This window comes from Pseudomonas sp. AC169, from assembly GCF_979258515.1.
The window spans coordinates 4,567,478-4,592,566 of the sequence record NZ_OZ409866.1; the positions used below are offsets into that span (position 1 = coordinate 4,567,478).

A 25,089-nucleotide genomic window follows, 5' to 3' on the forward strand; every position below is an offset into this window, starting at 1 on the left:
GCGTCCGCTTCGGCAGGGACGCGGAGCGTCCCGGGCTGCATTCCCACGCAGAGCGTGGGAACGAGCGACGGGGCAGGGCTTATTTTTTGTCGCGAATCGAGAAGTTGGCCATGTGTTCCAGACCTTTGATCAGCGCCGAGTGATCCCAGTTGCTGCCACCGATCGCGGCGCAGGTGCTGAACACTTGCTGGGCGTTGGCGGTGTTTGGCAGGTTGATGTTCAGCTCTTTGGCGCCTTGCAGGGCCAGGTTCAGGTCTTTCTGGTGCAGGCTGATGCGGAAGCCTGGATCGAAAGTGCCTTTGATCATGCGCTCGCCGTGCACTTCAAGGATCTTCGAGGAAGCGAAACCACCCATCAGTGCTTCACGCACCTTGGCCGGATCGGCACCGTTTTTCGAGGCGAACAGCAGGGCTTCAGCCACGGCCTGAATGTTCAGCGCGACGATGATCTGGTTGGCGACTTTGGCGGTTTGACCGTCACCATTACCACCGACCAGGGTGATGTTCTTGCCCATGGCCTGGAACAGCGGCAGAGCGCGTTCGAAGGCATCGGCGTCGCCACCGATCATGATGCTCAGGGTCGCGGCCTTGGCGCCGACTTCACCGCCGGAAACCGGGGCGTCGAGGTATTGCGCGCCTTTCTCGTTAATCTTCGCGGCGAAAGCTTTGGTCGCAGTCGGCGAGATCGAGCTCATGTCGATGACGATTTTGCCTTTGCTCAGGCCGGCGGCAACGCCGTCGGCGCGGAACAGTACGTCGTCTACCTGTGGGGTATCCGGCACCATGACGATGATGAATTCAGCTTCCTGTGCCACTTCGCGCGGGTTGGCCAGGGCGACGGCGCCAGCGGCAACCAGATCAGCAGGAGCGGCGTCGTGGTGCGCCGACAGGAACAGGTTGTGACCGGCTTTCTGCAGGTTCGAAGCCATTGGGTGGCCCATGATGCCGGTGCCGATAAATCCGATTTTAGCCATGAGAAAATCCTCTTGTTTTTGTCTTGCTCAAGCAAATAGGGCGGAGCTGTTCAGTGTGGGAGTGAGCTTGCTCACGAATGCGGTGGAACATTCAATATCCGTGTTGACTGAACCACCGCATTCGCGAGCAAGCTCGCTCCCACAGGTTTTTTGCAGTGTTCTTAAATTGCGTTGTGGGTTTTCAACCAGCCCAGGCCCGCTTCAGTCGTGGTCAGCGGCTTGTATTCGCAACCAACCCAACCTTGATAACCGATGCGGTCGAGGTGTTCGAACAGGAACCGGTAGTTGATTTCACCGGTGCCTGGTTCGTTGCGCCCCGGGTTGTCCGCGAGCTGCACATGGTTGATCTCGCCCAGGTGCGATTGCAGGGTGCGGGCCAGATCGCCTTCCATGATTTGCATGTGATAGATGTCGTATTGCAGGAACAGATTGGCGCTGCCGACCTGCTCGCGAATCGACAGGGCTTGCGCCGTGTTGTTCAGGTAGAAACCCGGGATGTCACGGGTGTTGATCGCTTCCATCACCAGTTTGATGCCCGCTGCCTGCAGCTTGTCGGCGGCGTATTTCAGGTTGGCGACGAAGGTTTTTTCTACGGTTGCATCATCAACGCCTTGCGGGCGGATACCGGCCAGGCAGTTGATCTGGGTGTTGCCCAGCACTTGCGCGTAAGCGATGGCCAGATCGACACCGGCGCGGAACTCTTCAACCCGATCCGGCAGGCACGCGATACCGCGCTCGCCCTTGGCCCAGTCACCGGCCGGCAGGTTGAACAGCACTTGGGTCAGACCGTTGGCGTCGAGCTTGGCCTTGATTTCAGCGGAGCTGAAGTCGTACGGGAACAGGTACTCGACACCGCTGAAACCAGCCTTGGCGGCGGCGTCGAAACGGGCAAGGAAATCCTGTTCGGTGAACAGCATGGACAGGTTGGCTGCGAAACGCGGCATGGTGGTCTCCTAAAAAACGGATGTGACACGGTTGGTCAGATTGATCGCGATCAGTCCCCTCCCCTGGGGGAGAGGGTTAGGGTGAGGGGGATCCTGAGTCTGATCCCGATTGTGCGAGCACCGCAAAACCTTTCCCTCACCCCAGCCCTCTCCCAAGGGGAGAGGGGGCTAAAAGCAATCAATCAAGCAGCGAAATCGCCGTTGGCGCATCGTTGCCGACCAGCGCCAGGTCTTCGAATTCGTTGACGGCGTTGATCTCGGTACCCATGGAGATGTTGGTCACACGCTCCAGAATGATCTCGACGATCACCGGCACTTTGAACTCTTCGATCATCTGTTCGGCCTTGCGCAGGGCAGGGGCGATTTCCGATGGTTCGAACACACGCAGCGCTTTACAGCCGAGGCCTTCAGCCACTGCGACGTGGTCAACACCGTAACCGTTGAGTTCCGGCGCGTTCAGGTTATCGAAGGACAGTTGCACGCAGTAGTCCATTTCGAACCCGCGCTGTGCCTGACGGATCAGGCCCAGGTACGAGTTGTTCACCACAACGTGGATGTACGGCAGTTTGAACTGAGCGCCGACCGCCAGTTCTTCGATCATGAACTGGAAGTCATAGTCCCCCGACAGGGCCACGACTTTCCGGCTCGGATCGGCCTTCACCACGCCCAGCGCTGCCGGAATGGTCCAGCCCAACGGGCCGGCCTGGCCACAGTTGATCCAGTGACGCGGCTTGTAGACGTGCAGGAACTGCGCGCCGGCAATCTGCGACAGACCAATGGTGCTGACGTAGCAGGTGTCCTTGCCGAACACCTGGTTCATTTCTTCGTAAACGCGCTGTGGTTTCACCGGTACGTTGTCGAAGTGAGTCTTGCGATGCAGGCTGGCTTTGCGCTGCTGGCAGTCCTGCAACCAGGCACTGCGGTTTTTCAGCTTGCCGGCGGCTTGCCATTCACGCGCCACTTCGATGAACACGGTCAGCGCAGCGGCGGCGTCGGAAACGATGCCCAGATCCGGCGTGAACACACGACCGATCTGCGTGCCTTCGATGTCGACGTGAATGAACTTGCGGCCTTCGGTGTAAACGTCAACCGAACCGGTGTGACGGTTAGCCCAACGGTTGCCGATACCCAACACCACGTCGGATTTCAGCATGGTCGCGTTGCCGTAACGGTGCGAAGTCTGCAGACCGACCATACCGACCATCAACGGGTGATCGTCCGGGATGGTGCCCCAGCCCATCAGGGTCGGGATCACCGGGATGCCGGTCAGCTCAGCGAATTCAACCAGCAGATCGCTGGCGTCGGCGTTGATGATGCCGCCACCGGCAACCAACAGTGGGCGCTCAGCCTGATCCAACAGATCCAGAGCCTTCTCGACCTGAACGCGGGTCGCGGTCGGTTTGGCCAATGGCAGCGGCTGGTAAGCGTCGATGTCGAACTCGATTTCGGCCATCTGCACGTCGAACGGCAGGTCGATCAGCACTGGGCCTGGACGGCCGGAGCGCATTTCAAAAAACGCTTTCTGGAACGCGTAAGGCACTTGGCCCGGTTCCAGGACAGTGGTCGCCCACTTGGTGACTGGCTTGACGATGCTGGTGATGTCGACAGCCTGGAAGTCTTCCTTGTGCATACGGGCGCGGGGTGCCTGGCCGGTGATGCAGAGGATTGGAATCGAGTCGGCCGAGGCGCTGTAGAGCCCGGTGACCATGTCGGTACCGGCAGGGCCGGAAGTGCCGATACACACGCCGATGTTGCCGGCCTTGGTGCGGGTGTAGCCCTCGGCCATGTGCGAGGCGCCTTCAACGTGGCGAGCAAGGACGTGATCGATGCCACCGACTTTCTGCAAGGCGGAGTACAGCGGGTTGATGGCAGCGCCCGGGATGCCAAAAGCGGTATCAACCCCTTCACGGCGCATCACCAGAACGGCGGCTTCGATTGCTCTCATTTTGCTCATGGTTTTGTGCCTCTTTACGTTTTGTAATTGTATACAAGTGGCTTTGCGCAGAGTGTATTCACGGCGGACGGCGCAGGTCAATCCATTTTCTCAAGCGCCTGTTTCATTCGTCGGAAGCCCGCCTGAGTGTGGCTTTTCGTCGCATGTGGCGCTTTTCGAAAATTATTGTATACAAAAAAATAACTCATTGTGTTCTATTTGTTGCATCGGCCTGCGGCAGAAAAGCGCAGGTCCACGACTTTCCCTATAACAAAATGAGGACGGCACCATGAGCGCTTTAACCTTGAAAGTCGCAGTCAATCTGGTCAACGAAGCCATCAACGCAGGGCGCGGCATCAACGCTGCGCCGCTGACCATTGCGGTACTCGATACCGGCGGCCACCTGATCACCCTGCAACGTGAAGACGGCGCCAGCCTGCTGCGCCCGAACATCGCCATCGGCAAAGCCTGGGGCGCCATCGCCCTGGGCAAAGGCTCACGCCTGCTGGCACTCGACGCGCAACAACGCCCGGCCTTTATTGCCGCACTGAACAGCATGGGCCAGGGCAGCGTCGTGCCGGCGCCGGGCGGCGTGTTGATTCGGGATCAGGCGGGGAACGTGCTGGGCGCGATCGGCATCAGCGGCGATCTGTCGGACATCGATGAGCAAGTCGCCATTAAAGCGGTGGAGGCGCTGGAGCTGCGCGCGGATGCGGGGGTGGCGGCCTGACCGGAAAATAAATCAGCACGTCTGATGGCGTGATGATGACGAAGCGGGGCGGGGTCTATAGACTGCCGCCCCTCTCGTTTATGTATCAAGGAAGATCTGCGTGAAGACGCTATTTGCCATGACGATGGCCGCCGCCATCACCCTCTGCACGCCCGTCCTGCATGCGACGGAAGCCCCCGACGCCGACGAAATCGCCTTTAACGCGCTGAGCCCGGTGGTTTCTGCACTGCTCAACGCCGACGATGTACCGGAGTTGATGGAGCGGGCCGAGAAGCTCGAAGAAACCGACACGTTGCAGGCAATTGCGGTTTACCTGGCAGCCTCCCGTGAAGATCCCAAGCAACTGCTGGCGCCTTATCAGGTGGCGGCGCTGTTTGCCCGCCGTGGCGATGACCGACTGGCGCTGCGCTATCTGCAGGAGGCCGATGACCGTGGCCTGTGGTTCGGCCCGCTGCTGGCAGGGGACGAAGACTTCTCCGAGCTCCGCGACACCGCCACCTACAAATCCGTACTGGCCAGCGCGCAGCAGCGGTACAAGAAAATCGCCGAGGGCAAGGTTGGCGCGATTTCCGTGCTCAATCCGTCGGCGAAGATCCCTGCGCCCAAAGCCTGCCGCCCGGTGGTGGTGTGGCTGCACGGTTACGGCGTCAATGGCGAGCTGGATGCAGACTACCAGCCGCTGGCCGACACCGGCGCAATCATTCTGGGGATAAACGGCACGCAAATGATCAACGCGGTCGACAGCTTCCGCTGGATCGGCCCCGGTTTCGAAGGCACCCATGAAACCGTGCAGAAAGGCCTCAAAGCCCTCGAAGCCCAGCAATGCATCGACCGCAAACGCGTGTTTCTGATGGGCTTCTCGCAAGGTTCGCAACACGCCGGCGCGCTGTTGGCGCAACACCCGGACGATTACGCCGGCGCACTGCTGCTATCACCCGGCGGCAATCAACCGACGCCCACCGAAAGCAAGGCGCGCGGCAAGCGTGTGTTTGTCATCAATGGCAAAAAAGAAGGGCCGGGCAATCAACAGATGAGCGCCGATTTCCGCCAATTGTTCAGCGACGGCAACGAGGTCAAATCCCGCACCCACGAGGCCGGACACACCTTCCCGGACGACTGGAGCACCTCGCTGCCGCAGGCACTGCGCTGGTTGATGGGGGAGGAGGTTTGAGATGCGGGTGTATCGGTTTGATCGCTAGCGTCTGATCGATTGTCATCGCTGGCAAGCCAGCTCCCACAAGGTTTTTTGTCTTGTTCAGATTTTGTAACCAATACAAAAACCTATGGGAGCTGGCTTGCCAGCGATGGCGGCCTGACTGACACATCAAGAAAAAAGACCGGCCCGCCGTATAGACCACAGAGGTCTAGCCTTCTGATGAACCCATCATGAAGGGGCAATGGATTGCCTGATCTTCCTGCTTCACATCGTCTGCGAGCCGGTCGCTATGCCGAGCCCAACCGCATCTATCTACTGACCACGAACACACTTGATCGAAAACCCATCTTCGCCAATTTCTCTCTGGGCAGATTGGTCGTTCATCAATTTCGTCGCGCGCAAAATGTTGGGCTGGCAAAGTCGTTGGCATGGGTAGTCATGCCGGATCATTTTCATTGGTTGATTGAGCTGGAAAACTGTTCGCTCAGAAGGCTGATGAGGGAAACCAAATCTTTGATTGCTCGGGACGTGAACGAGTGCAGCGGTCGAAGCGGGCCGCTTTGGCAGCAAGGCTTTCATGATCGTGCACTGCGGCGGGAGGAGGATTTGGTGAAGATGGCGCGGTATGTAGTGGCCAACCCGTTGCGGGCAGGCTTGGTGGAAAAGCTGGGTGATTATCCGCTGTGGGATGCCATTTGGATTTGATCTGAAACCGAGTTGCCTTCATCGCTGACAAGCCAGCTCCCACAGGTTTTTGTGCTGGACAAAGATTTTGCATTTCTGCATGAGTGATTGTGAGAGTTGGCAAGCCAGTCCTGTGTTGGATTAAGTTTTGCAAACAACACAAATCCTGTGGGAGCTGGCTTGCCAGCGATAGCATCACCGCGGTCTTACTGATCCGGCTCACACCCCTTCAACACCAACCGGATAATCGTCTGTGCCGCCGCCTCGTAATCCGCCTCGTCCAGCTTGTCCTTCCCAGTGACCGCAGAAATCTGCCAGTCAAAGTCCGCGTAGGTCTGGGTCGCGGCCCAGATGCTGAACATCAGGTGATTAGGGTCGATCGGGGCGATTTGCCCGCGGTCGATCCAGCTCTGGATGCAGTCGATGTTGTGCTTGGCCTGGCCATTGAGCTGCTCGACCAGATCGGCGCTCAAATGTGGCGCGCCGTGCATGATTTCGCTGGCGAACACTTTCGAGGCGAAGGGCAGGTCGCGGGAGATGCGGATCTTCGAGCGGATGTAGCCGCTCAGCACTTCGCTTGGCACACCGTCAGGATTGAACGGCGTCGAGGCCTGCAGAATCGGCACGATGATGCTTTCCAATACCTCGCGGTAAAGGTTTTCCTTGGACTTGAAGTAGTAGTAGACGTTGGGCTTGGGCAATCCCGCCTTGGCGGCGATGTCGCTGGTTTTGGTCGCAGCGAAGCCCTTGTCGGCAAACTCCTCACTGGCGGCACGCAGGATCAGTTCTTTGTTGCGCTCGCGGATTGTGCTCATAAACCCGGTGGTTCCTTGCCTGTTCTGGCGGTTGCGCATGGTAGCACCGGCCTCGCGCGGCGCTCAAGAATGCCCCGCGTGGTCTGTGGTCGCGTTATGCTTCGCAACATTCATACATAAAAGGAAACAGGATTCATGGCAGGAAGCAGTTTGCTGGTGCTGGTCGACGATATTGCCACTGTGCTGGATGACGTGGCGTTGATGAGCAAAATGGCCGCCAAGAAGACCGCCGGCGTGCTCGGCGACGACCTGGCGCTCAATGCCCAGCAGGTCTCCGGCGTGCGTGCCGAGCGGGAAATTCCCGTGGTTTGGGCCGTGGCCAAGGGCTCGTTCGTCAATAAACTGATTCTGGTGCCATCGGCGCTGGCGATCAGTGCGTTCGTGCCGTGGCTGGTCACGCCGCTGTTGATGGTCGGCGGTGCTTACTTGTGTTTCGAAGGGTTCGAGAAACTCGCGCACAAGTTTCTGCACAGCGCGGCTGAAGATGAGGCTGAGCATGCGCAATTGACCGAGGCTGTGGCTGATCCGGCGACTGATCTGGTGGCGTATGAGAAAGACAAAATCAAAGGTGCGATTCGCACGGACTTCATTCTTTCGGCAGAGATCATCGCGATCACCTTGGGCACCGTGGCGGATGCCTCGCTGACGCAGCAAGTGATCGTGATGTCCGGCATTGCGATTGTGATGACGGTCGGTGTTTACGGTCTGGTGGCGGGCATCGTCAAACTCGACGACCTCGGCCTGTGGCTGACGCAGAAGCCTGGGCAGTTCGCCAAGAAAGTCGGCGGCGCCATCCTCAGCGCCGCGCCGTACATGATGAAAACCTTGTCGGTGGTCGGCACGGCGGCGATGTTCCTGGTCGGTGGTGGCATCCTTACCCATGGCGTGCCGGTGCTGCATCACTGGATTGAAGGCGTTGGCGCCGCGGCGGGTAGTGCCGGGTTCGCGGTGCCGATGTTGCTCAACGGTGTGGCGGGGATTATTGCCGGTGCAGTAGTGTTGGCGGTTGTTTCCGTCGTCGGCAAAATCTGGCGTTCGGTCAAAGGCTGAATACATCACCCTGTGGGAGCGAGGTGATGCCATGAAAAAGGGCCATTCGACTCGCATCGAATGGCCCTTTTTTGTGCCCGCCGAAATTACTCGGCGATCTGCAACTTGCGCGCTTCGGTGTACACGTAGCGCACTTTCTCGTACTCGAACGGCGAGTTCATCTGGCCGTAGCGGAAGCTGGTCTGATAACGCTTGTCGACCGCGCGCAGGGCCCAGATTTCTGGATGGTTGGAGCTGACTTCCGAGACATTGAGGAAGTCGATCGCCGACTCGGCGGTGTAATCCACGGCCAGGCCAGCGGTATCGCGGATGTTCGACGGGCCGAAGATCGGCAGTACGAAGTAAGCGCCACCCGGTACACCGTAGAAGCCCAGGGTCTGACCGAAGTCTTCGCTCTGACGCGGCAGGCCCATGGCGGTGGCCGGGTCCCACAGGCCGGCGATGCCGATCGTGGTGTTGAGCAGCAGGCGCGCGGTGGTTTCCATCGAGCGCTGGCCCTTGAACTGCAACAGGCTGTTGACCAGGTTCGGCACGTCACCGAGGTTGTTGAAGAAGTTACTCACGCCCGTACGCACGAAGCTTGGCGTAATGTAGCGATAGCCATCGACCACCGGCAGGAACACCCATTGGTCGAAGCGATAGTTGAAGTGGTAAACCCGGCGGTTCCACGACTCCAACGGGTCGTAGACGTTCAGCGCGTTGAGCGTCGAACGCTCGAATTCACGCTGATCCAGCCCCGGGTTGAATTTGAGTTTGGACAGCGGCTCTTTGAAGCCGTCGCTGTCGACCACCACCGGCGCGTTGGCTTTACTGTTGTCGGCCTGGGCCACGCCTGCGCAGAGTAGCGCTGCAATCAGCAGGAGATGTTTAGCCACGGAAGAACTCCAGCATGGCGTCGCTGTTGACGCGGTAGTTAAGGTTGCCGCAATGGCCGCCCAGTGGATAAACAGTCAGTCGATCACCGAAGGTCTTGCGCAGGAAACCGAGGTCGCCCGGGCCGAGGATCACGTCGTCGGCGTTGTGCATTACGGCGATTTTCGGGCTGTCGTGCAGGTAATCCTTCAGTGCATACAGGCTGACCTGATCGATCAGTTGCAGCAGGCTGCCGCCGTCGGTGCGCGCACGCCACATCGGAATCACCTGGTCGGTCAGGTAGCAGTCGAAGTCACACTGCAGCGCACGCTTGAGGAACGGCGTGAGGCTGGTGCCTTCGGTGATCGGGAATTTCGGCGGGGTGATCAGACCGCGGCGGTTGATCAGGTCCGAGGTGAAGGCAATGTCGGCTGCCGAGAAGCGGAACGAGGTGCCGATCAACATCGCCATCTGTTCGTTGGTCAGGTGCTGCTTGGACTGCTGGAAGTCGTAGAGCAGTGCATCGTTGAGGTCGATGTAGCCTTTCTGCTGGAAGTAGCGGGTCAGTTTGGACAGCACCAGCTCATAGAATGTGGTGCTGGTATTGATGCCTTTCACCTCGGTTTGCACGAGCTTGTCGAGGTTGGTCACCGAGGTGTAGAGGTTGACCGGCGGATTGAGCAGCAGGACTTTCTTGAAGTTGAAGCTGCGGCGCGTCTCGTCCAGATGCGCAACGAACGCGGCATCGAGAGCGCCGAGGCTGTAGCCGGTCAGGTAATACTCGGTCACCGGCAGGTTAGGGTTCTGCGCGCGCACGGCTTGCATCACCCGGTACATGTCTTCGGCATCTTCCTTGGTCACGCCCGGGGTGGCGAAGCGTGAGGCGGCGCTGATGAAGTCGAAGCTGGTTGGCGACGACAACTGCACGACGTGATAGCCGGCCTTGTAGTAGAGCTTTTTCAGGTATTCGTTGAGGGTGCTGTCATAGCGCGCGCCAGTGCCGGCAATCAGAAAGATCAGCGGTGCCGGTTTGTCTTGTGTGGCGATGCGGTAAGTGAGCTTTTTCACCGCCCAGAAATTGTCCGGCAGGATGAACTCTCGCTCCGGGCGCAACGTCAGGCTGCGGTCCGACTGATTGATGTCGTCGTCCAGCGGCAATTCCGGGCGCAAGTCCGGCGGAGTCGTGGCGATGGTCGCCTCGAACGGGTTGGTCAGCGGGTAGCCATAGCTGGCGGCGTCGATATCCACCGCCAGTGCGGACGCACTCAGAATAAGGCCGCTGAACAGCGCGGCGAAGCGCAAGGAACGGAGCATGACTAGATCCCTTAGAGGAAGGTGCCGAATGAAGTTCGCAGGCTATGACCACCGGGTTCGCGCCAAAGTGCCATGCTGCGGCACCAAACAGGCAGAATTCGGGGTAATAGTAGCTGGACGATACACTTTGCACGGTCTGAATGAACAGTTAAGTGTTGTTAGCGCTTGCGTATGCATGACGGCAGATTAAGCTGGCCGCCGATTTCTCATGATTGGAGTGCTTCATGTCCCGCCGCTTGCCCGTGATTGTGCTGCTCGTTCTGTTGTCGTTGTGGCTGGCCGCCAGTTATGGCGTGCGTTATGGCTTTATGGAGGACGGAAAGTGGGTCGGTATCTGCGTGGACGAGGCCAGTCGCTGGGAGTGCCAGGTGCGTTCGAACCTGGGTTTGATGATTCATTTCAAAGTGCTGGGCTGGACGGCGCTGGGCGCGGCGTTGATCGGGTTTGTCTTGCCCGGGCGGGCGGGGTGGTGGCTGGCGTTGCTGGCGCTGGTGTTCGGGGCGCCGGCACTGGCGTTGTACAACACCACACTGGCGGTGTTTGCGTTGGTGATTGCCGGGTTGCGTCTGGTCCGCGAGTCTCGTAGCGCCTGACAGTCAGTCTTCGCGAGCAAGCTCGCTCCCACATTTGGAATGCATTCTCCTGTGGGAGCGAGCTTGCTCGCGAAGAGGTCTTTAGCCTCGCTGTAAATCAGTCCTTGCGAACCCGCAGGCAGCGCCACAAAGCAGCGACCATCAACACGCTGACCAACGCCCAACCCCACGCCTGCTGATTCTGCAGACCTTCCTGATACAACTGTGGCGCAATCCCCGCCCCGACAATAAACGTCAGCAACGCAATCTCCCGACGCGGCACGCTGACCGGACGGCACAGATACACCAGCGCCGGCAGCACAAATGCCATGCTCGCAAAACTGCGATAACGCGGATCGAAGACCATCTCGAGCATCATCACCGCCGCGGCAAAACCTGCCGCCGCGACCAGCCAGCCCGCACGACGCTCCAGCAGATTGAACGCCCGTTCGCGCCAACCGGCACGCGCACTCAGCGTCAATGCAGCGTGCGCCAACACCAACAGATTCAGCGCCGTCAGCAACCCGACCCACAGCCACTCACTGGCAAACCGCGCGGTCACTCGCGCGAGATCACCCCAGGCGCCAATCGAGCAAGCGGCGAGGGCGCCCAGCAGCGGCAACACCAACGCCGAGCGCGTTGTGCGAACCCGACCGCCGACCAGCAGCGTGCCGAGGAAGATCAGCCCGCCGACCGCCAGCCATTCCTTCCAGAACGGCACGTTGGTCACCGGCCCGGCGAGTACGCCTTTGTCCTGACGATCAGCATCGAACAAACCCCAATACCCGCCGACCGCGCCTTCACTGCCGCGCTTCCACGGCTGGTCAAACGCTTCGATCAGGTTGTAATGCCAGCCTTCTTTCTCGGCCATTGCAACAAAACCACGTATGAACTTGGCCTCGTTGACCCGACTCGGCAGGGCGGTCTCGCGCTGGCGGCCTTCGCTCGGCCAGCCGGTTTCGCCGATCATCACGTCTTTGGGGGCGAATTTATTGCCGAACACTTGGCGCACATCGGCGACATGTTGCAGGGCGACGTCGATGTTCGAAGGATCATCTTCCCAATACGGCAGCAGGTGAATGGTCAGAAAGTCCACCGCTGGCGCGACTTCCGGATGCTTGAGCCAGAACTCCCAGACATCGGCGTACGTCACCGGTTGCTTGACCTGGCTCTTGACCTTGTTGATCAACCGGGCCAGTTGCGCGCCAGTCACTTCCTTGCGCAGCAAGGCTTCGTTGCCGACGATCACCGCGCTGACCACATCCGGGTTGGCGTTGGCCGACTGGATCAGCAGATCGACTTCTTTCTCGGTGTCCACCGGGTTGCTGTTGACCCAGGCGCCGATCATCAATTTCAGACCGTGTTTGCGCGCCAGATCCGGCAGCGCTTCCAGGCCTGTCATCGAATAGGTGCGGATGCATTCAAAGCGTGTCGCCAGTAACGCGAGGTCAGCGTCCATGCGCTCAGGGCGCAGCTTGAACGGCACGTCGAACGGCGACTGGTCTTTATCGAATGGTGTATAGGAAGCGCATTGCAGCTTGTGCGTCGGCGTCGCGGCGTCCGGCAGAATCACCGGTTGGCCAAGGCCGTACCAGAACCCCCCAAGGGCAAACAGCCCCAGCAGGCAGGCGAAGAGATAAGGCAGAAAGGGGAAGCGGGAGGTCGCGGACATGGTCAGGCCGAGTGGCTGCAAAGCGACGCATGTTACCTGCATTTATAGAGGGGTTGGTGGCTCGCACGATTTTGACATGCAAAGTTCGGGCGGATTGTCTGGCGTCAATTATCCGGAGGGAGTTAATGGCCTTCTGATGTCGTTTCTTATTGTCTTGATGTCGCTGACAGAGCAGGTCGCGACCGGCGTCAGGTTGATGATCAAACCATCAGTACTCCGCTGATGTTCGAACGAGTTTGCGGTCAGGCGTGATGGGGGCGCTGTGCACCATAACAATACGTTGACGCCGCCCGTCATCCGTCGGGCGCAGCATTTCGGGGAAGTAACGATGAAGATGCGACGACTTTTAGGCGCAGGTGCCGCACTGGCGCTTGCGATGGGCGCAACACTGGCCAGCGCGGAAACCAAGACCCTGAACATCGGTTACGTTGACGGCTGGTCCGACAGCGTCGCGACCACCCACGTGGCGGCCGAAGTGATCAAACAGAAGCTCGGCTATGACGTGAAACTGCAAGCCGTCGCCACCGGGATCATGTGGCAAGGCGTGGCCACCGGCAAACTCGACGCGATGCTGTCGGCCTGGCTGCCAGTGACCCACGGCGAATACTGGACGAAAAACAAGGATCAGGTCGTCGATTACGGCCCGAACTTCAAGGATGCGAAAATCGGCCTGATCGTGCCTGAGTACGTCAAAGCCAAGTCGATCGAAGACCTGAAAACCGACGACACCTTCAAAAACCGCATCGTCGGCATCGACGCCGGCTCAGGCGTGATGCTCAAGACTGATCAAGCGATCAAGGATTACGGCCTCGACAAATACTCCCTCAAGGCCAGTTCCGGCGCCGGCATGATCGCCGAGCTGACCCGTGCCGAGAAGAAGAACGAATCCATCGCGGTCACCGGTTGGGTGCCGCACTGGATGTTCGCCAAGTGGAAACTGCGCTTCCTCGACGACCCGAAAGGCGTGTATGGCGCGGCTGAAACCGTGAACAGCATCGGCAGCAAAGAGCTGGCGACCAAAGCACCGGAAGTGGCCAAGTTCCTGAAGAACTTCCAGTGGGCATCGAAAGACGAAATCGGCGAAGTCATGCTGGCGATTCAGGACGGTGCCAAGCCTGACGCGGCGGCCAAGGATTGGGTCGCCAAACACCCGGATCGCGTGGCTGACTGGACCAAATAACCGCTTCACCGCCTAACTCTGTGGGAGCGAGCTTGCTCGCGAATGCGATCTGGCAGTTGATACAAATATCGACTGATCTGATGCCTTCGCGAGCAAGCTCGCTCCCACAGTTGTTTTGTGTGTACCGGAAATTGGCAAAAGTGTCATGGCGTTCTACTACTAAGGTCGTCTGTTACCGCGCTCGCAGCCGCATACATTAGCTATGTTCCAACAATAATCTGTGCTGCGAGGATAAAAACAATGAACGACAGCATTTACCTCTCGATTCAAAACAGTCCCCGATTCAAGGAGCTGGTTCAGAAAAGGGAACGATTCGCCTGGATTCTCTCGGCAATCATGCTCGGGCTTTACTCTGGCTTCATCCTTCTGATTGCTTACGGGCCGCACATACTGGGTGCGAAACTCAGTCCTGAGTCCTCGATTACCTGGGGCATCCCGATCGGTGTCGGCCTGATTCTTTCGGCATTCATCCTCACCGGGATCTACGTGCGCCGCGCCAATGGCGAGTTTGACGACCTGAACAATGCGATTCTCAAGGAGGCTCAGCAATGATCCGGCGTCTACTGGCTTTATTGAGTGTTGCGGCTTTCGCGCCGAGTGTCTGGGCGGCTGAAGCGTTGACGGGGGAGGTGGCCAAACAGCCGCTGAACATTCCGGCGATCCTGATGTTCGTGGCGTTCGTCGGTGCGACGCTGTACATCACCTACTGGGCCTCGAAGAAAAACAACTCGGCGGCCGACTATTATGCAGCGGGCGGCAAGATCACTGGTTTCCAGAATGGTCTGGCAATTGCCGGTGACTACATGTCAGCGGCGTCCTTCCTGGGGATTTCCGCGCTGGTATTCACCTCCGGCTACGATGGCCTGATCTACTCGATCGGCTTCCTGGTGGGCTGGCCGATCATTCTGTTCCTGATCGCCGAGCGCCTGCGTAACCTGGGTAAATACACCTTTGCCGATGTGGCGTCCTACCGCCTCGGGCAAACCCAGATCCGCACCCTGTCTGCCTGCGGTTCGCTGGTAGTGGTGGCGTTCTATCTGATCGCGCAAATGGTCGGTGCCGGCAAGTTGATCCAGCTGTTGTTCGGCCTTGATTACCACGTTGCGGTGATTCTGGTCGGCGTGCTGATGTGCATGTACGTGTTGTTCGGCGGCATGCTGGCGACCACTTGGGTGCAGATCATCAAGGCTGTGCTGTTGCTGTCCGGCGCCTCGTTCATGGCGTTGATGGTCATGAAACACGTAGGCTTTGACTTCAACACGCTGTTCTCCGAAGCGATCAAGGTTCACGCCAAAGGCGAAGCGATCATGAGCCCGGGCGGTCTGGTCAAGGATCCGATTTCGGCGTTCTCGCTGGGTCTGGCGCTGATGTTCGGTACGGCTGGCCTGCCACACATTCTGATGCGCTTCTTCACCGTGAGTGACGCAAAAGAAGCTCGCAAGAGCGTGCTCTACGCAACCGGCTTCATTGGCTACTTCTACATCCTGACGTTCATCATCGGCTTCGGCGCGATCCTGCTGGTCAGCACCAACCCGGCCTTCAAAGATGCGGCTGGCGCGCTGTTGGGCGGCAACAACATGGCGGCGGTGCACTTGGCCAACGCGGTCGGCGGCAGTATCTTCCTCGGCTTCATCTCGGCGGTGGCGTTCGCGACCATCCTGGCGGTTGTGGCAGGTCTGACCCTGGCGGGTGCTTCGGCGGTTTCTCACGACCTGTACGCCAGTGTGATCAAGAAGGGCAAGGCGAACGAGAAGGACGAGATTCGCGTTTCGAAGATCACCACCATTGCCTTGGCGGTGTTGGCGATTGGCTTGGGTATTCTGTTCGAAAGCCAGAACATTGCGTTCATGGTTGGCCTGGCGTTCTCCATCGCGGCGAGCTGTAACTTCCCGGTGTTGCTGCTTTCGATGTACTGGAAGAAGCTGACCACCCGTGGCGCGATGATTGGCGGCTGGTTGGGGCTGGTGAGTGCGGTGGGTCTGATGATCCTCGGCCCGACCATTTGGGTGCAGATCCTGCATCACGAGAAGGCGATCTTCCCTTACGAGTATCCGGCGTTGTTTTCGATGATCATTGCGTTTGTGGGGATCTGGTTCTTCTCGATCACTGACAAGTCGGCGGCAGCGGACAAAGAGCGGGCGCTGTTCTTCCCGCAGTTTGTGCGTTCACAGACTGGGTTGGGGGCGAGTGGGGCGGTTTCGCATTGATGGTTTGATGATTTGATAATTTTGTAAATGTTGTGCTGAATGCCCCGGTTGAGAGATCGGGGCATTTTTATTGGGCGGTTATCGGACTTTGGTGTGTTTTTTATTGGGTGTATATCCGTTGCTGCGGTAACGGCTGATTAGGGTTTCGCCCTTACGGCGACTCACTTTTTTTCAAACGCCAAAAAAAGTAAGCAAAAAACGCTTGCTCCTACGTGCGGCCCGCTCGCTGGGGCTCGGGGTTCCTTCGCTCCGGGATCGATCCGGGCGCAGCGCCTACGGTTTGCTTCGCTGCACCTCCTCTCGCTGTGTTTGGCTGCGCCAAACGGTCGCTGCGCTCCCACGCCCTGATCAATCCCTCCACTCAGCCTTCCGACGTCGCCCGTGGTTCAGGATCAAGAGCAGGCGAGCTGACACTCGGCTTATTGAGTGGTGAAGAGCGGATGTTCGGCTTTGGATTTGTGGTGGATTTTCCCCTCACCCCAGCCCTCTCCCGAGGGAGAGGGAGCTGATTTGTGGGCTTTTCAAAGCCTGAGTTCAACTCGGAATCGCACGTCGGCGTATCTCTTCCAGTCCACGCGGTCAGTCCCATCTCCCTCCGGGAGTGGAGGGAGAGGGAGCCGATTTGGGTGCTTTCAAAGCTTGAGTTCAGCGCGGTATCGCACGTCGGCGTAGCTCTCCCAAACACCTCGGTCAGTCCCCTCTCCCTCGGGGAGAGGGCTAGGGTGAGGGGCTTTTGATCTGGCTTTTGATCTTGCTTCGGCTTTTGATCTTTTGCCCCACCGTAGCGAGGGAACACTGAGCCTAAGCGAAGTGCCGTACGCCAGGGGCAAAGCCTTTTGCTTGCTTTTCGCTGGGCCGGCACTCCGGCGTCTGGAAAAGTGAGTCTCTGTAAGAGCGAAACCGCCAGCGGCAGCACCCGCAGCAACGGATATGCCCCCAAATCCCAAACCCCAGGCAAACAAAAACGGCCCCTATATAAATAGAGGCCGTTCCCGGTACAACTTAAGACGTTATCGCAAGACAGGTCTTATTTGCGGTCTTCCAGCTTGGAAATATCACGCGACTCATAACCGGTATACAACTGGCGCGGACGGCCAATCTTGTACGGGCTGGAGAGCATTTCTTTCCAGTGCGAAATCCAGCCAACAGTACGTGCCAGCGCGAAAATCACCGTGAACATGCTGGTCGGAATGCCGATCGCCTTGAGGATGATCCCCGAGTAGAAGTCGACGTTCGGGTACAGCGAGCGCTCGATGAAGTACGGGTCGGTCAGCGCGATCTCTTCCAGGCGCATCGCCAGTTCGAGTTGCGGATCGTTGTTGATGCCCAGTTCCTTCAGTACTTCGTCGCAGGTCTGCTTCATGACAGTCGCGCGAGGGTCGCGGTTCTTGTAAACGCGGTGACCGAAACCCATCAGTTTGAACGGATCGTTCTTGTCCTTGGCCTTGGCGATGAACTTGTCGATGTTCGACACATCGCCAATCTCGTCAAGCATGGTCAACACGGCTTCGTTCGCACCGCCGTGGGCAGGGCCCCACAGTGCGGCGATACCGGCGGCGATACAGGCGAACGGGTTGGCACCCGAAGAACCTGCCAGACGTACGGTGGAAGTCGATGCGTTCTGCTCGTGGTCGGCGTGGAGGATGAAGATCCGGTCCATGGCCTTGGCGAGCACCGGGCTGATCGGTTTGATCTCGCACGGGGTGTTGAACATCATGTGCAGGAAGTTTTCCGCGTACGTCAGGTCGTTGCGCGGGTACATCATGGGTTGGCCCATGGAGTACTTGTAAACCATCGCTGCCAGGGTCGGCATCTTGGCAACCAGACGGATCGCGGAGATTTCGCGATGCTGCGGGTTATTGATGTCCAGGGAGTCGTGGTAGAAGGCCGAGAGGGCGCCGACTACACCGCACATGACGGCCATCGGGTGGGCGTCGCGACGGAAACCGTTGAAGAAGGTTTTCAGCTGCTCGTGAACCATGGTGTGGTTTTTCACAGTGCTGACGAACTGGGCCTTCTGTTCTGCGGTCGGCAATTCGCCGTTGAGCAGCAGGTAGCAGGTTTCCAGGTAGTCCGACTTTTCAGCCAGCTGTTCGATCGGGTAGCCGCGGTGCAACAGAATGCCGTTGTCGCCGTCGATATAGGTGATCTTCGATTCGCACGAAGCGGTCGACATGAAACCCGGGTCGAACGTGAAGCGGCCCGTGGCCGTCAGGCCCCGAACATCGATTACATCGGGACCAACGGTGCCGGTTAAAATGGGCAGCTCGACGGGGGCTGCGCCCTCGATGATCAACTGCGCTTTTTTGTCAGCCATGTGGCCTCCTATTTATGCTTGAACCATCAGACAGACCCCCCACGCAGGGCCCGCACCACTATAGTGAGATAAATTCGAATGTCAATTTGCCTAAAGTCTTGCTCCAGAAGGCTTTAAGCGCACTTTTTCCTCGAAATTGACTGCCATTTACGCCTTTTATGCAACTTGTGCAATCAGCTATTGGGGGTAGGTGATTGCGTTGTCATTAGTAGCCTAACTGTCTATACTCGGCCACCGACCGCCAAGGGCTTTTGGGCTTGCTTTCATTGGGGGTCGCATCCCTGGGTGGTGGTTACCTGACCAGTGCACTCCCCAACAACTTTGCCCTGATTGTTAGGGGCTCTTCAGTGTGAAAAAAAAGCCGTGAAAAGCCAACGACCTGTAAACCTAGACCTAAGGACCATCAAACTCCCAGTCACTGCTTACACGTCCATTCTTCACCGTATCTCCGGTGTCATCCTCTTCGTGTGCCTTGCCATCATGCTTTATGCATTGGACAAGTCGCTGAGCTCCGAGGAAGGCTTCGGTCAGGTGAAAGCGTGTCTGACCAGTCCGCTAGCCAAGCTAGTGATTTGGGGCATCCTGTCCGCTCTGCTGTATCACCTGGTAGCCGGTGTGCGCCATTTGATCATGGACATGGGCATCGGTGAGACGCTGGAAGGCGGCAAGCTGGGCTCGAAAATCGTTATCGCCGTTTCCGTGGTGGTAATCGTTCTGGCAGGAGTTTGGATATGGTAACTAACGTCACGAACCTGTCGCGTTCGGGCCTCTATGACTGGATGGCGCAACGTGTGTCTGCGGTCGTTCTCGCGGCTTACTTCATCTTTCTGATCGGATACGTCGTGGCCCACCCTGGCCTCGAGTATGCCCAGTGGCATGAACTGTTCGCCCACAACGGGATGCGTATTTTCAGCCTCCTGGCCCTTGTTGCTCTCGGCGCTCACGCCTGGGTCGGCATGTGGACCATCGCGACTGACTACCTGACGCCAATGGCGTTCGGCAAGTCCGCAACGGCGATACGTTTCCTTTTCCAGGCAGTATGCGGCGTTGCGATGTTCGCTTACTTCGTCTGGGGTGTGCAGATTCTCTGGGGTATCTGAGTCATGGCTAACATTCCAACGATTTCTTTCGACGCCATCATTATTGGTGGTGGCGGTGCCGGCATGCGCGCTGCGCTGCAACTGGCACAGGGCGGTCACAAGACTGCCGTGATCACCAAGGTTTTCCCGACCCGTTCGCACACTGTATCCGCTCAGGGCGGCATCACGTGCGCAATCGCGTCCGCTGACCCGAATGATGACTGGCGCTGGCACATGTACGATACCGTCAAGGGTTCCGACTACATCGGTGACCAGGACGCTATCGAATACATGTGTCAGGAAGGCCCGGCTGCCGTTTACGAGCTGGACCACATGGGCATGCCGTTCTCGCGTACCGAACAAGGCCGCATCTATCAGCGTCCGTTCGGTGGTCAGTCCAAGGACTACGGTAAAGGCGGGCAGGCTGCACGTACTTGCGCGGCTTCCGACCGTACCGGTCACGCGCTGCTGCACACCCTTTATCAGGGCAACCTGAAAGCCGGCACCACGTTTCTGAACGAGTACTACGCTGTCGACCTGGTGAAAAACCAGGAAGGCGACTTCGTCGGTGTGATTGCAATCTGCATCGAAACCGGCGAAACCACCTACATCCGCGCTAAAGCCACCGTATTGGCTACCGGCGGTGCAGGCCGTATCTACGCATCCACCACCAACGCCCTGATCAACACCGGTGACGGCGTCGGCATGGCTCTGCGTGCTGGCGTGCCGGTACAAGACATCGAAATGTGGCAGTTCCACCCGACCGGCATCGCCGGCGCCGGTGTACTGGTTACCGAAGGTTGCCGTGGTGAAGGTGGTTACCTGATCAACAAGCACGGCGAGCGTTTCATGGAGCGTTACGCTCCGAACGCCAAAGACCTCGCCGGTCGTGACGTAGTTGCTCGCTCGATGGTTAAAGAAATCATCGCCGGCAACGGTTGCGGTCCGAATGGCGACCACGTACTGCTCAAACTCGACCACCTGGGCGAGGAAGTGCTGCACAGCCGTCTGCCAGGCATCTGCGAACTGTCGAAGACTTTTGCACACGTTGACCCGGTTGTTGCGCCGGTTCCGGTTGTTCCGACTTGCCACTATATGATGGGCGGCGTTGCCACCAACATTCATGGCCAGGCGATCACCCAGGACGCTGAAGGCGTCGACAAGATCATTCCTGGTCTGTTCGCTGTGGGCGAAGTGGCTTGCGTGTCGGTTCACGGTGCCAACCGTCTGGGCGGCAACTCGCTGCTCGACCTGGTGGTATTCGGCCGCGCTGCCGGCCTGCACCTGGAAAAAGCCCTGACCGACGGCATCGAATACGACGACGCTACCGAAGCCGACATCGAAGCTGCCCTGTCGCGTCTGAACGCGCTGAACAGCCGTACCGACGGTGAAGATGTGGCAACCCTGCGTCGCGAGCTGCAGAACTGCATGCAGAACTACTTCGGTGTATTCCGTACTGGCGAATACATGCAGAAAGGTATCGCTCAGCTTGCTGACCTGCGTACCCGCATCGCCAACGTGAAGATCAACGATAAGTCGCAGGCGTTCAACACTGCCCGTATCGAAGCGCTGGAACTGCAAAACCTGCTGGAAGTGGCTGAAGCTACTGCCATCGCTGCCGAAGTACGTAAAGAGTCCCGCGGCGCTCACGCCCGTGAAGACTTCGAAGATCGTGACGACGAAAACTGGCTGTGTCACACCCTGTACTTCCCGGGTGACAAGCGCGTCACCAAGCGTGCCGTGAACTTCTCGCCGAAGACTGTTCCGACTTTTGAACCTAAGATTCGGACTTATTAAGGGTGGCCGCCATGTTGCAAGTCAGCGTTTATCGTTACAACCCTGATCAGGACGCCGCGCCGTTCATGCAGGAATTCCAGGTCGATACCGGTGGTAAAGACCTGATGGTGCTGGACGTACTGGCCCTGATCAAAGAGCAGGACGAGGGTTTCTCCTATCGTCGCTCTTGCCGTGAAGGCGTTTGTGGTTCCGACGGCATGAACATCAACGGCAAGAACGGTCTGGCGTGCATCACGCCGCTGTCTGCCGTTGTAAAAGGTAACAAGTTGATCGTTCGTCCGCTGCCAGGTTTGCCGGTTATCCGTGACCTGGTCGTTGATATGAGCATCTTCTACAAGCAATACGAGAAGGTGAAGCCTTACCTGCAGAACGACACGCCGGCTCCGGCCATCGAGCGTCTGCAGTCGCCAGAAGAGCGTGAAAAGCTCGACGGTCTGTACGAGTGCATCCTGTGCGCTTGCTGCTCGACCTCTTGCCCGTCCTTCTGGTGGAACCCGGACAAGTTCCTGGGTCCAGCTGCGCTGCTGCAAGCTTATCGCTTCCTGGCAGACAGCCGTGACACCAAGACATCCGAGCGCCTGGCTTCGCTCGATGACCCGTTCAGCGTTTTCCGCTGCCGGGGCATCATGAACTGCGTCAACGTATGTCCGAAAGGCCTGAACCCGACTAAGGCCATCGGTCACATCCGTAACATGCTGCTTTCGAGCGGCGTGTGATTCAGCTGCTGTAACCGCTGTACCGTAGAGGCTGTGGCGCGGGCTTCAACCCGCGTCATGGCTATAACCAGAGTAGCAGTCACAAGCTGCCGCTCTTATTTTGAAGAAATGAGACAAGCAGGGGCATCCGGGCTGGTACCCGGACTATCAGTGTGATCCTAAGTGGCTTGTTTTAGTCGCTGCATTCGGACTTCTGCAAGTTTGCTCGGTGTCGACATCGATGGTGTTCCCCTAACCGAGGGTGACCAAGCATGCAAGAAAGCGTGATGCAGCGCATGTGGAACAGCGCCTACCTTTCAGGTGGAAACGCTGCCTATGTGGAAGAGCTTTATGAGCTCTACCTGCACGACCCTAACGCTGTGCCAGAAGAGTGGCGCACCTACTTTCAGAAGTTGCCTGCCGACGGCAACTCTGCCACTGATGTTTCGCACTCGACAATTCGCGATCATTTCGTGCTGCTGGCAAAGAACCAGCGCCGCGCCCAACCGGTTTCCGCCGGCAGCGTGAGCAGTGAGCACGAGAAGAAGCAAGTTGAAGTGCTGCGATTGATCCAGGCCTACCGTATGCGTGGCCACCAGGCAGCCCAGCTTGACCCGCTGGGGCTGTGGCAGCGTCCTGCACCTGCAGACCTGTCGATCAATCATTACGGCTTGACCAATGCCGATCTTGATACGACCTTCCGTGCCGGCGACCTGTTCATCGGCAAAGAGGAAGCGAGCCTACGCGAAATTCACGAAGCGTTGCAGCAGACATATTGCCGCACCATCGGCGCTGAATTTACGCACATCACCGATTCCGAGCAGCGCCAGTGGTTCCAGCAGCGTCTGGAAAGCGTGCGTGGTCGTCCGACGTACTCCGCCGACATCAAGAGCCACCTGCTCGAGCGCGTGACTGCCGGTGAAGGCCTGGAAAAATACCTGGGCACCAAATACCCGGGCACCAAGCGTTTCGGTCTGGAAGGCGGCGAAAGCCTGATTCCGATGCTCGACGAACTGATCCAGCGTTCCGGTTCCTACGGCACCAAGGAAGTCGTCATCGGCATGGCCCACCGTGGCCGTCTGAACGTGCTGGTCAACACCTTCGGCAAGAATCCGCGCGAGCTGTTCGACGAGTTCGAAGGCAAGAAGAAGGTCGAGCTGGGTTCCGGTGACGTTAAATACCACCAGGGCTTCTCGTCCAACGTGATGACCGCCGGCGGTGAAGTTCACCTGGCCATGGCGTTCAACCCGTCCCACCTGGAAATCGTTTCTCCGGTGGTAGAAGGTTCGGTGCGCGCCCGTCAGGATCGTCGTAACGACCCGACCGGTGAGAAGGTTCTGCCGATCTCCATCCACGGTGACGCTGCTTTCGCAGGTCAGGGCGTGGTCATGGAAACCTTCCAGATGTCGCAGACCCGCGGTTTCAAGACCGGCGGTACCGTGCACATCGTGATCAACAACCAGGTTGGTTTCACCATCAGCAACCCGCTGGACTCGCGTTCCACCGAGTACGCCACCGACGTTGCCAAGATGATCCAGGCGCCGATCCTCCATGTGAATGGTGATGATCCGGAAGCCGTTTTGTTCGTGACTCAGCTGGCCATCGACTACCGCATGCAGTTCAAGCGTGACGTGGTGATCGACCTGGTCTGCTACCGTCGTCGCGGCCACAACGAAGCTGACGAGCCGAGCGGCACCCAGCCTCTGATGTATCAGCAGATCACCAAACAGCGCACCACCCGTGAGCTGTACGCTGATCGTCTGACCCAGGGCGGTGTGCTGGACGCAGAGCGTGTTCAGGCGAAAGTCGACGAATACCGCAACGCGCTGGACAACGGTCTGCACGTCGTGAAATCGCTGGTCAAAGAGCCGAACAAAGAGTTGTTCGTGGACTGGCGTCCGTATCTGGGCCACGCCTGGACTGCGCGTCACGACACGCGTTTCGATCTGAAAACCCTGCAAGAACTGTCCGCCAAGCTGCTGGAAATTCCGGACGGCTTCGTGGTTCAGCGTCAGGTTGCGAAGATCTACGAAGACCGTCAGAAAATGCAAGCCGGCGGCCTGCCGATCAACTGGGGTTACGCCGAAACCATGGCGTACGCGACCCTGGCGTTCGAAGGTCACCCGATTCGCATGACCGGTCAGGACATCGGCCGCGGTACGTTCTCGCACCGTCACGCTGTGTTGCACAACCAGAAAGACGCGGGCACCTATATTCCGCTGGCGCACTTGTACGACGGTCAGCCACGCTTTGACCTGTACGACTCGTTCCTGTCGGAAGAAGCGGTACTGGCGTTCGAATACGGTTACTCGACCACCACGCCGGATGCGCTGGTGATCTGGGAAGCCCAGTTCGGCGACTTCGCCAACGGTGCACAGGTTGTGATCGACCAGTTCATCACCAGCGGCGAGCACAAGTGGGGCCGTCTCTGCGGTCTGACCATGTTGCTGCCACACGGTTACGAAGGTCAGGGCCCTGAGCACAGCTCGGCACGTCTTGAGCGTTACCTGCAACTGTGCGCCGAGCACAACATTCAGGTCGCCGTACCGACCACGCCAGCACAGATCTACCACTTGCTGCGTCGTCAGGTGATTCGTCCGCTGCGCAAGCCGTTGATCGTTCTGACTCCGAAGTCGCTGCTGCGCCACAAGCTGGCCATCTCGACCCTGGAAGATCTGGCCGAAGGTTCGTTCCAGACCGTGATCCCGGAAATCGATGCCCTGGACCCGAAAAAGGTCGAGCGCGTTGTTCTGTGTAGCGGCAAGGTCTACTACGACCTGCTGGAAAAACGCCGTGCCGAAGGCCGTGACGATATCGCCATCGTGCGTATCGAGCAGCTGTACCCATTCCCTGAGGACGACTTGAAAGAAGTCCTGGCTCCATACACCAACGTCAAACATGCCGTTTGGTGTCAGGAAGAGCCGATGAACCAGGGTGCCTGGTACTGCAGCCAGCATCACTTGCGTCGCAGCATCGCCAACCTCGACAAGTCTCTCGTACTTGAGTACGCGGGCCGCGAGGCGTCTGCTGCACCTGCTTGTGGTTACGCATCGATGCACGCCGAGCAGCAGGAAAAACTGCTGCAAGATGCTTTCACTGTTTAACGCCTTCGCGCTGAC

Annotated in this window: 21 protein-coding genes; 13 read left to right on the forward strand and 8 right to left on the reverse strand. The window is 58.4% G+C overall.

Annotated elements, in window-relative coordinates; all coding sequences use genetic code 11:
- Nucleotides 1–79 precede the first annotated feature (79 nt).
- The 3 genes from ACZZ0G_RS20515 to gcl form a co-directional block, all read right to left on the reverse strand.
- Nucleotides 80–973 (reverse strand): 2-hydroxy-3-oxopropionate reductase, encoded by an 894-nt coding sequence (locus ACZZ0G_RS20515; RefSeq protein ID WP_463557331.1) that lies wholly within the window; start codon nucleotides 971–973, stop codon nucleotides 80–82.
- 161 nt (nucleotides 974–1,134) lie between these two features.
- Nucleotides 1,135–1,917 carry a hydroxypyruvate isomerase gene (hyi, locus tag ACZZ0G_RS20520; RefSeq protein ID WP_077571696.1) on the reverse strand — a complete coding sequence of 261 codons (783 nt, stop codon included), beginning with the start codon at nucleotides 1,915–1,917 and terminating at the stop codon, nucleotides 1,135–1,137.
- Nucleotides 1,918–2,095: 178 nt separating this feature from the next.
- On the reverse strand, nucleotides 2,096–3,871 hold the full coding sequence (gcl, locus tag ACZZ0G_RS20525) for a glyoxylate carboligase (RefSeq protein ID WP_463557332.1): 1,776 nt from the start codon (nucleotides 3,869–3,871) through the stop codon (nucleotides 2,096–2,098).
- Between the two features lie 268 nt (nucleotides 3,872–4,139).
- Between gcl and ACZZ0G_RS20530 the strand changes: the two genes are divergently transcribed.
- From ACZZ0G_RS20530 to ACZZ0G_RS20540, 3 genes are all read left to right on the forward strand, one after another.
- Nucleotides 4,140–4,580, forward strand: coding sequence for a GlcG/HbpS family heme-binding protein (locus tag ACZZ0G_RS20530; protein ID WP_038363926.1), 441 nt, complete (start codon nucleotides 4,140–4,142; stop codon nucleotides 4,578–4,580).
- A 100-nt stretch (nucleotides 4,581–4,680) separates the two neighbouring features.
- Entirely contained in the window at nucleotides 4,681–5,751 is a 1,071-nt protein-coding gene (locus ACZZ0G_RS20535) for an alpha/beta hydrolase (RefSeq protein ID WP_463557333.1), read from the forward strand.
- A gap of 231 nt (nucleotides 5,752–5,982) precedes the next feature.
- Nucleotides 5,983–6,441: an REP-associated tyrosine transposase gene (locus ACZZ0G_RS20540; protein ID WP_064390897.1), complete on the forward strand. Its 459-nt coding sequence runs from the start codon at nucleotides 5,983–5,985 to the stop codon at nucleotides 6,439–6,441.
- A gap of 185 nt (nucleotides 6,442–6,626) precedes the next feature.
- On the opposite strand, the gene ACZZ0G_RS20545 is transcribed toward ACZZ0G_RS20540, so the two are convergent.
- The gene (locus ACZZ0G_RS20545) at nucleotides 6,627–7,235 is read right to left on the reverse strand and encodes a TetR/AcrR family transcriptional regulator (RefSeq protein WP_008083515.1); all 609 of its coding nucleotides are present in this window, start codon (nucleotides 7,233–7,235) and stop codon (nucleotides 6,627–6,629) included.
- Between the two features lie 135 nt (nucleotides 7,236–7,370).
- Here ACZZ0G_RS20545 and ACZZ0G_RS20550 point away from each other — a divergent pair, with 135 nt between their 5' ends.
- On the forward strand, nucleotides 7,371–8,285 hold the full coding sequence (locus ACZZ0G_RS20550) for a DUF808 domain-containing protein (RefSeq protein ID WP_463557334.1): 915 nt from the start codon (nucleotides 7,371–7,373) through the stop codon (nucleotides 8,283–8,285).
- Between the two features lie 86 nt (nucleotides 8,286–8,371).
- On the opposite strand, the gene ACZZ0G_RS20555 is transcribed toward ACZZ0G_RS20550, so the two are convergent.
- The gene (locus ACZZ0G_RS20555; RefSeq protein ID WP_463557335.1) at nucleotides 8,372–9,160 is read right to left on the reverse strand and encodes an MlaA family lipoprotein; all 789 of its coding nucleotides are present in this window, start codon (nucleotides 9,158–9,160) and stop codon (nucleotides 8,372–8,374) included.
- Entirely contained in the window at nucleotides 9,153–10,451 is a 1,299-nt protein-coding gene (locus tag ACZZ0G_RS20560) for a serine/threonine protein kinase (RefSeq protein ID WP_463557336.1), read from the reverse strand. Before ACZZ0G_RS20560 ends, ACZZ0G_RS20555 begins: the two co-directional genes overlap by 8 nt.
- Nucleotides 10,452–10,675: 224 nt before the next feature.
- On the opposite strand from ACZZ0G_RS20560, the gene ACZZ0G_RS20565 reads away from it, so the two are divergent.
- Nucleotides 10,676–11,044 carry a hypothetical protein gene (locus ACZZ0G_RS20565; RefSeq protein WP_463557337.1) on the forward strand — a complete coding sequence of 123 codons (369 nt, stop codon included), beginning with the start codon at nucleotides 10,676–10,678 and terminating at the stop codon, nucleotides 11,042–11,044.
- Nucleotides 11,045–11,141: 97 nt separating this feature from the next.
- Here the strand turns inward: ACZZ0G_RS20565 and ACZZ0G_RS20570 are convergent, their stop codons facing one another.
- Nucleotides 11,142–12,737 carry a glycoside hydrolase family 17 protein gene (locus ACZZ0G_RS20570; RefSeq protein WP_463557338.1) on the reverse strand — a complete coding sequence of 532 codons (1,596 nt, stop codon included), beginning with the start codon at nucleotides 12,735–12,737 and terminating at the stop codon, nucleotides 11,142–11,144.
- Nucleotides 12,738–13,023: 286 nt separating this feature from the next.
- On the opposite strand from ACZZ0G_RS20570, the gene ACZZ0G_RS20575 reads away from it, so the two are divergent.
- The 3 genes from ACZZ0G_RS20575 to ACZZ0G_RS20585 all read left to right on the forward strand — a co-directional run bounded on the left by ACZZ0G_RS20575 (nucleotide 13,024) and on the right by ACZZ0G_RS20585 (nucleotide 16,082).
- Entirely contained in the window at nucleotides 13,024–13,875 is an 852-nt protein-coding gene (locus ACZZ0G_RS20575; protein WP_463397164.1) for a glycine betaine ABC transporter substrate-binding protein, read from the forward strand.
- A 240-nt stretch (nucleotides 13,876–14,115) separates the two neighbouring features.
- Nucleotides 14,116–14,427, forward strand: a complete 312-nt coding sequence (locus ACZZ0G_RS20580; RefSeq protein WP_008087300.1) for a DUF485 domain-containing protein — start codon at nucleotides 14,116–14,118, stop codon at nucleotides 14,425–14,427.
- Complete coding sequence (locus ACZZ0G_RS20585; protein ID WP_463557339.1) at nucleotides 14,424–16,082, forward strand: cation acetate symporter; 1,659 nt, start codon at nucleotides 14,424–14,426, stop codon at nucleotides 16,080–16,082. The genes ACZZ0G_RS20580 and ACZZ0G_RS20585 overlap by 4 nt, the downstream gene beginning before the upstream one ends.
- A 1,027-nt stretch (nucleotides 16,083–17,109) precedes the next feature.
- Here the strand turns inward: ACZZ0G_RS20585 and gltA are convergent.
- Nucleotides 17,110–18,399 carry a citrate synthase gene (gltA, locus tag ACZZ0G_RS20590; RefSeq protein ID WP_007919904.1) on the reverse strand — a complete coding sequence of 430 codons (1,290 nt, stop codon included), beginning with the start codon at nucleotides 18,397–18,399 and terminating at the stop codon, nucleotides 17,110–17,112.
- A 363-nt stretch (nucleotides 18,400–18,762) separates the two neighbouring features.
- Here gltA and sdhC point away from each other — a divergent pair, with 363 nt between their 5' ends.
- The 5 genes from sdhC to ACZZ0G_RS20615 all read left to right on the forward strand — a co-directional run bounded on the left by sdhC (nucleotide 18,763) and on the right by ACZZ0G_RS20615 (nucleotide 25,074).
- Complete coding sequence (sdhC, locus tag ACZZ0G_RS20595; protein WP_016773673.1) at nucleotides 18,763–19,137, forward strand: succinate dehydrogenase, cytochrome b556 subunit; 375 nt, start codon at nucleotides 18,763–18,765, stop codon at nucleotides 19,135–19,137.
- Nucleotides 19,131–19,499 (forward strand): succinate dehydrogenase, hydrophobic membrane anchor protein, encoded by a 369-nt coding sequence (gene sdhD / locus ACZZ0G_RS20600; RefSeq protein WP_003222999.1) that lies wholly within the window; start codon nucleotides 19,131–19,133, stop codon nucleotides 19,497–19,499. The genes sdhC and sdhD overlap by 7 nt, the downstream gene beginning before the upstream one ends.
- Before the next feature lie 3 nt (nucleotides 19,500–19,502).
- Nucleotides 19,503–21,275, forward strand: coding sequence for a succinate dehydrogenase flavoprotein subunit (sdhA, locus tag ACZZ0G_RS20605; RefSeq protein WP_008077944.1), 1,773 nt, complete (start codon nucleotides 19,503–19,505; stop codon nucleotides 21,273–21,275).
- Between the two features lie 11 nt (nucleotides 21,276–21,286).
- Nucleotides 21,287–21,991 carry a succinate dehydrogenase iron-sulfur subunit gene (locus tag ACZZ0G_RS20610; protein ID WP_003223007.1) on the forward strand — a complete coding sequence of 235 codons (705 nt, stop codon included), beginning with the start codon at nucleotides 21,287–21,289 and terminating at the stop codon, nucleotides 21,989–21,991.
- 251 nt (nucleotides 21,992–22,242) lie between these two features.
- The gene (locus tag ACZZ0G_RS20615; RefSeq protein WP_463557340.1) at nucleotides 22,243–25,074 is read left to right on the forward strand and encodes a 2-oxoglutarate dehydrogenase E1 component; all 2,832 of its coding nucleotides are present in this window, start codon (nucleotides 22,243–22,245) and stop codon (nucleotides 25,072–25,074) included.
- Nucleotides 25,075–25,089 lie beyond the last annotated feature (15 nt).

Coding starts and splice junctions, on each gene's coding strand:
- ACZZ0G_RS20515 (WP_463557331.1), bottom strand. CDS start 973: ATGGCTAAAATCGGATTTATCGGCACCGGCATCATGGGCCACCCAATG.
- hyi (WP_077571696.1), bottom strand. CDS start 1,917: ATGCCGCGTTTCGCAGCCAACCTGTCCATGCTGTTCACCGAACAGGAT.
- gcl (WP_463557332.1), bottom strand. CDS start 3,871: ATGAGCAAAATGAGAGCAATCGAAGCCGCCGTTCTGGTGATGCGCCGT.
- ACZZ0G_RS20530 (WP_038363926.1), top strand. CDS start 4,140: ATGAGCGCTTTAACCTTGAAAGTCGCAGTCAATCTGGTCAACGAAGCC.
- ACZZ0G_RS20545 (WP_008083515.1), bottom strand. CDS start 7,235: ATGAGCACAATCCGCGAGCGCAACAAAGAACTGATCCTGCGTGCCGCC.
- ACZZ0G_RS20550 (WP_463557334.1), top strand. CDS start 7,371: ATGGCAGGAAGCAGTTTGCTGGTGCTGGTCGACGATATTGCCACTGTG.
- ACZZ0G_RS20560 (WP_463557336.1), bottom strand. CDS start 10,451: ATGCTCCGTTCCTTGCGCTTCGCCGCGCTGTTCAGCGGCCTTATTCTG.
- ACZZ0G_RS20565 (WP_463557337.1), top strand. CDS start 10,676: ATGTCCCGCCGCTTGCCCGTGATTGTGCTGCTCGTTCTGTTGTCGTTG.
- ACZZ0G_RS20570 (WP_463557338.1), bottom strand. CDS start 12,737: ATGCAGGTAACATGCGTCGCTTTGCAGCCACTCGGCCTGACCATGTCC.
- ACZZ0G_RS20575 (WP_463397164.1), top strand. CDS start 13,024: ATGAAGATGCGACGACTTTTAGGCGCAGGTGCCGCACTGGCGCTTGCG.
- ACZZ0G_RS20580 (WP_008087300.1), top strand. CDS start 14,116: ATGAACGACAGCATTTACCTCTCGATTCAAAACAGTCCCCGATTCAAG.
- ACZZ0G_RS20585 (WP_463557339.1), top strand. CDS start 14,424: ATGATCCGGCGTCTACTGGCTTTATTGAGTGTTGCGGCTTTCGCGCCG.
- gltA (WP_007919904.1), bottom strand. CDS start 18,399: ATGGCTGACAAAAAAGCGCAGTTGATCATCGAGGGCGCAGCCCCCGTC.
- sdhD (WP_003222999.1), top strand. CDS start 19,131: ATGGTAACTAACGTCACGAACCTGTCGCGTTCGGGCCTCTATGACTGG.
- sdhA (WP_008077944.1), top strand. CDS start 19,503: ATGGCTAACATTCCAACGATTTCTTTCGACGCCATCATTATTGGTGGT.
- ACZZ0G_RS20610 (WP_003223007.1), top strand. CDS start 21,287: ATGTTGCAAGTCAGCGTTTATCGTTACAACCCTGATCAGGACGCCGCG.
- ACZZ0G_RS20615 (WP_463557340.1), top strand. CDS start 22,243: ATGCAAGAAAGCGTGATGCAGCGCATGTGGAACAGCGCCTACCTTTCA.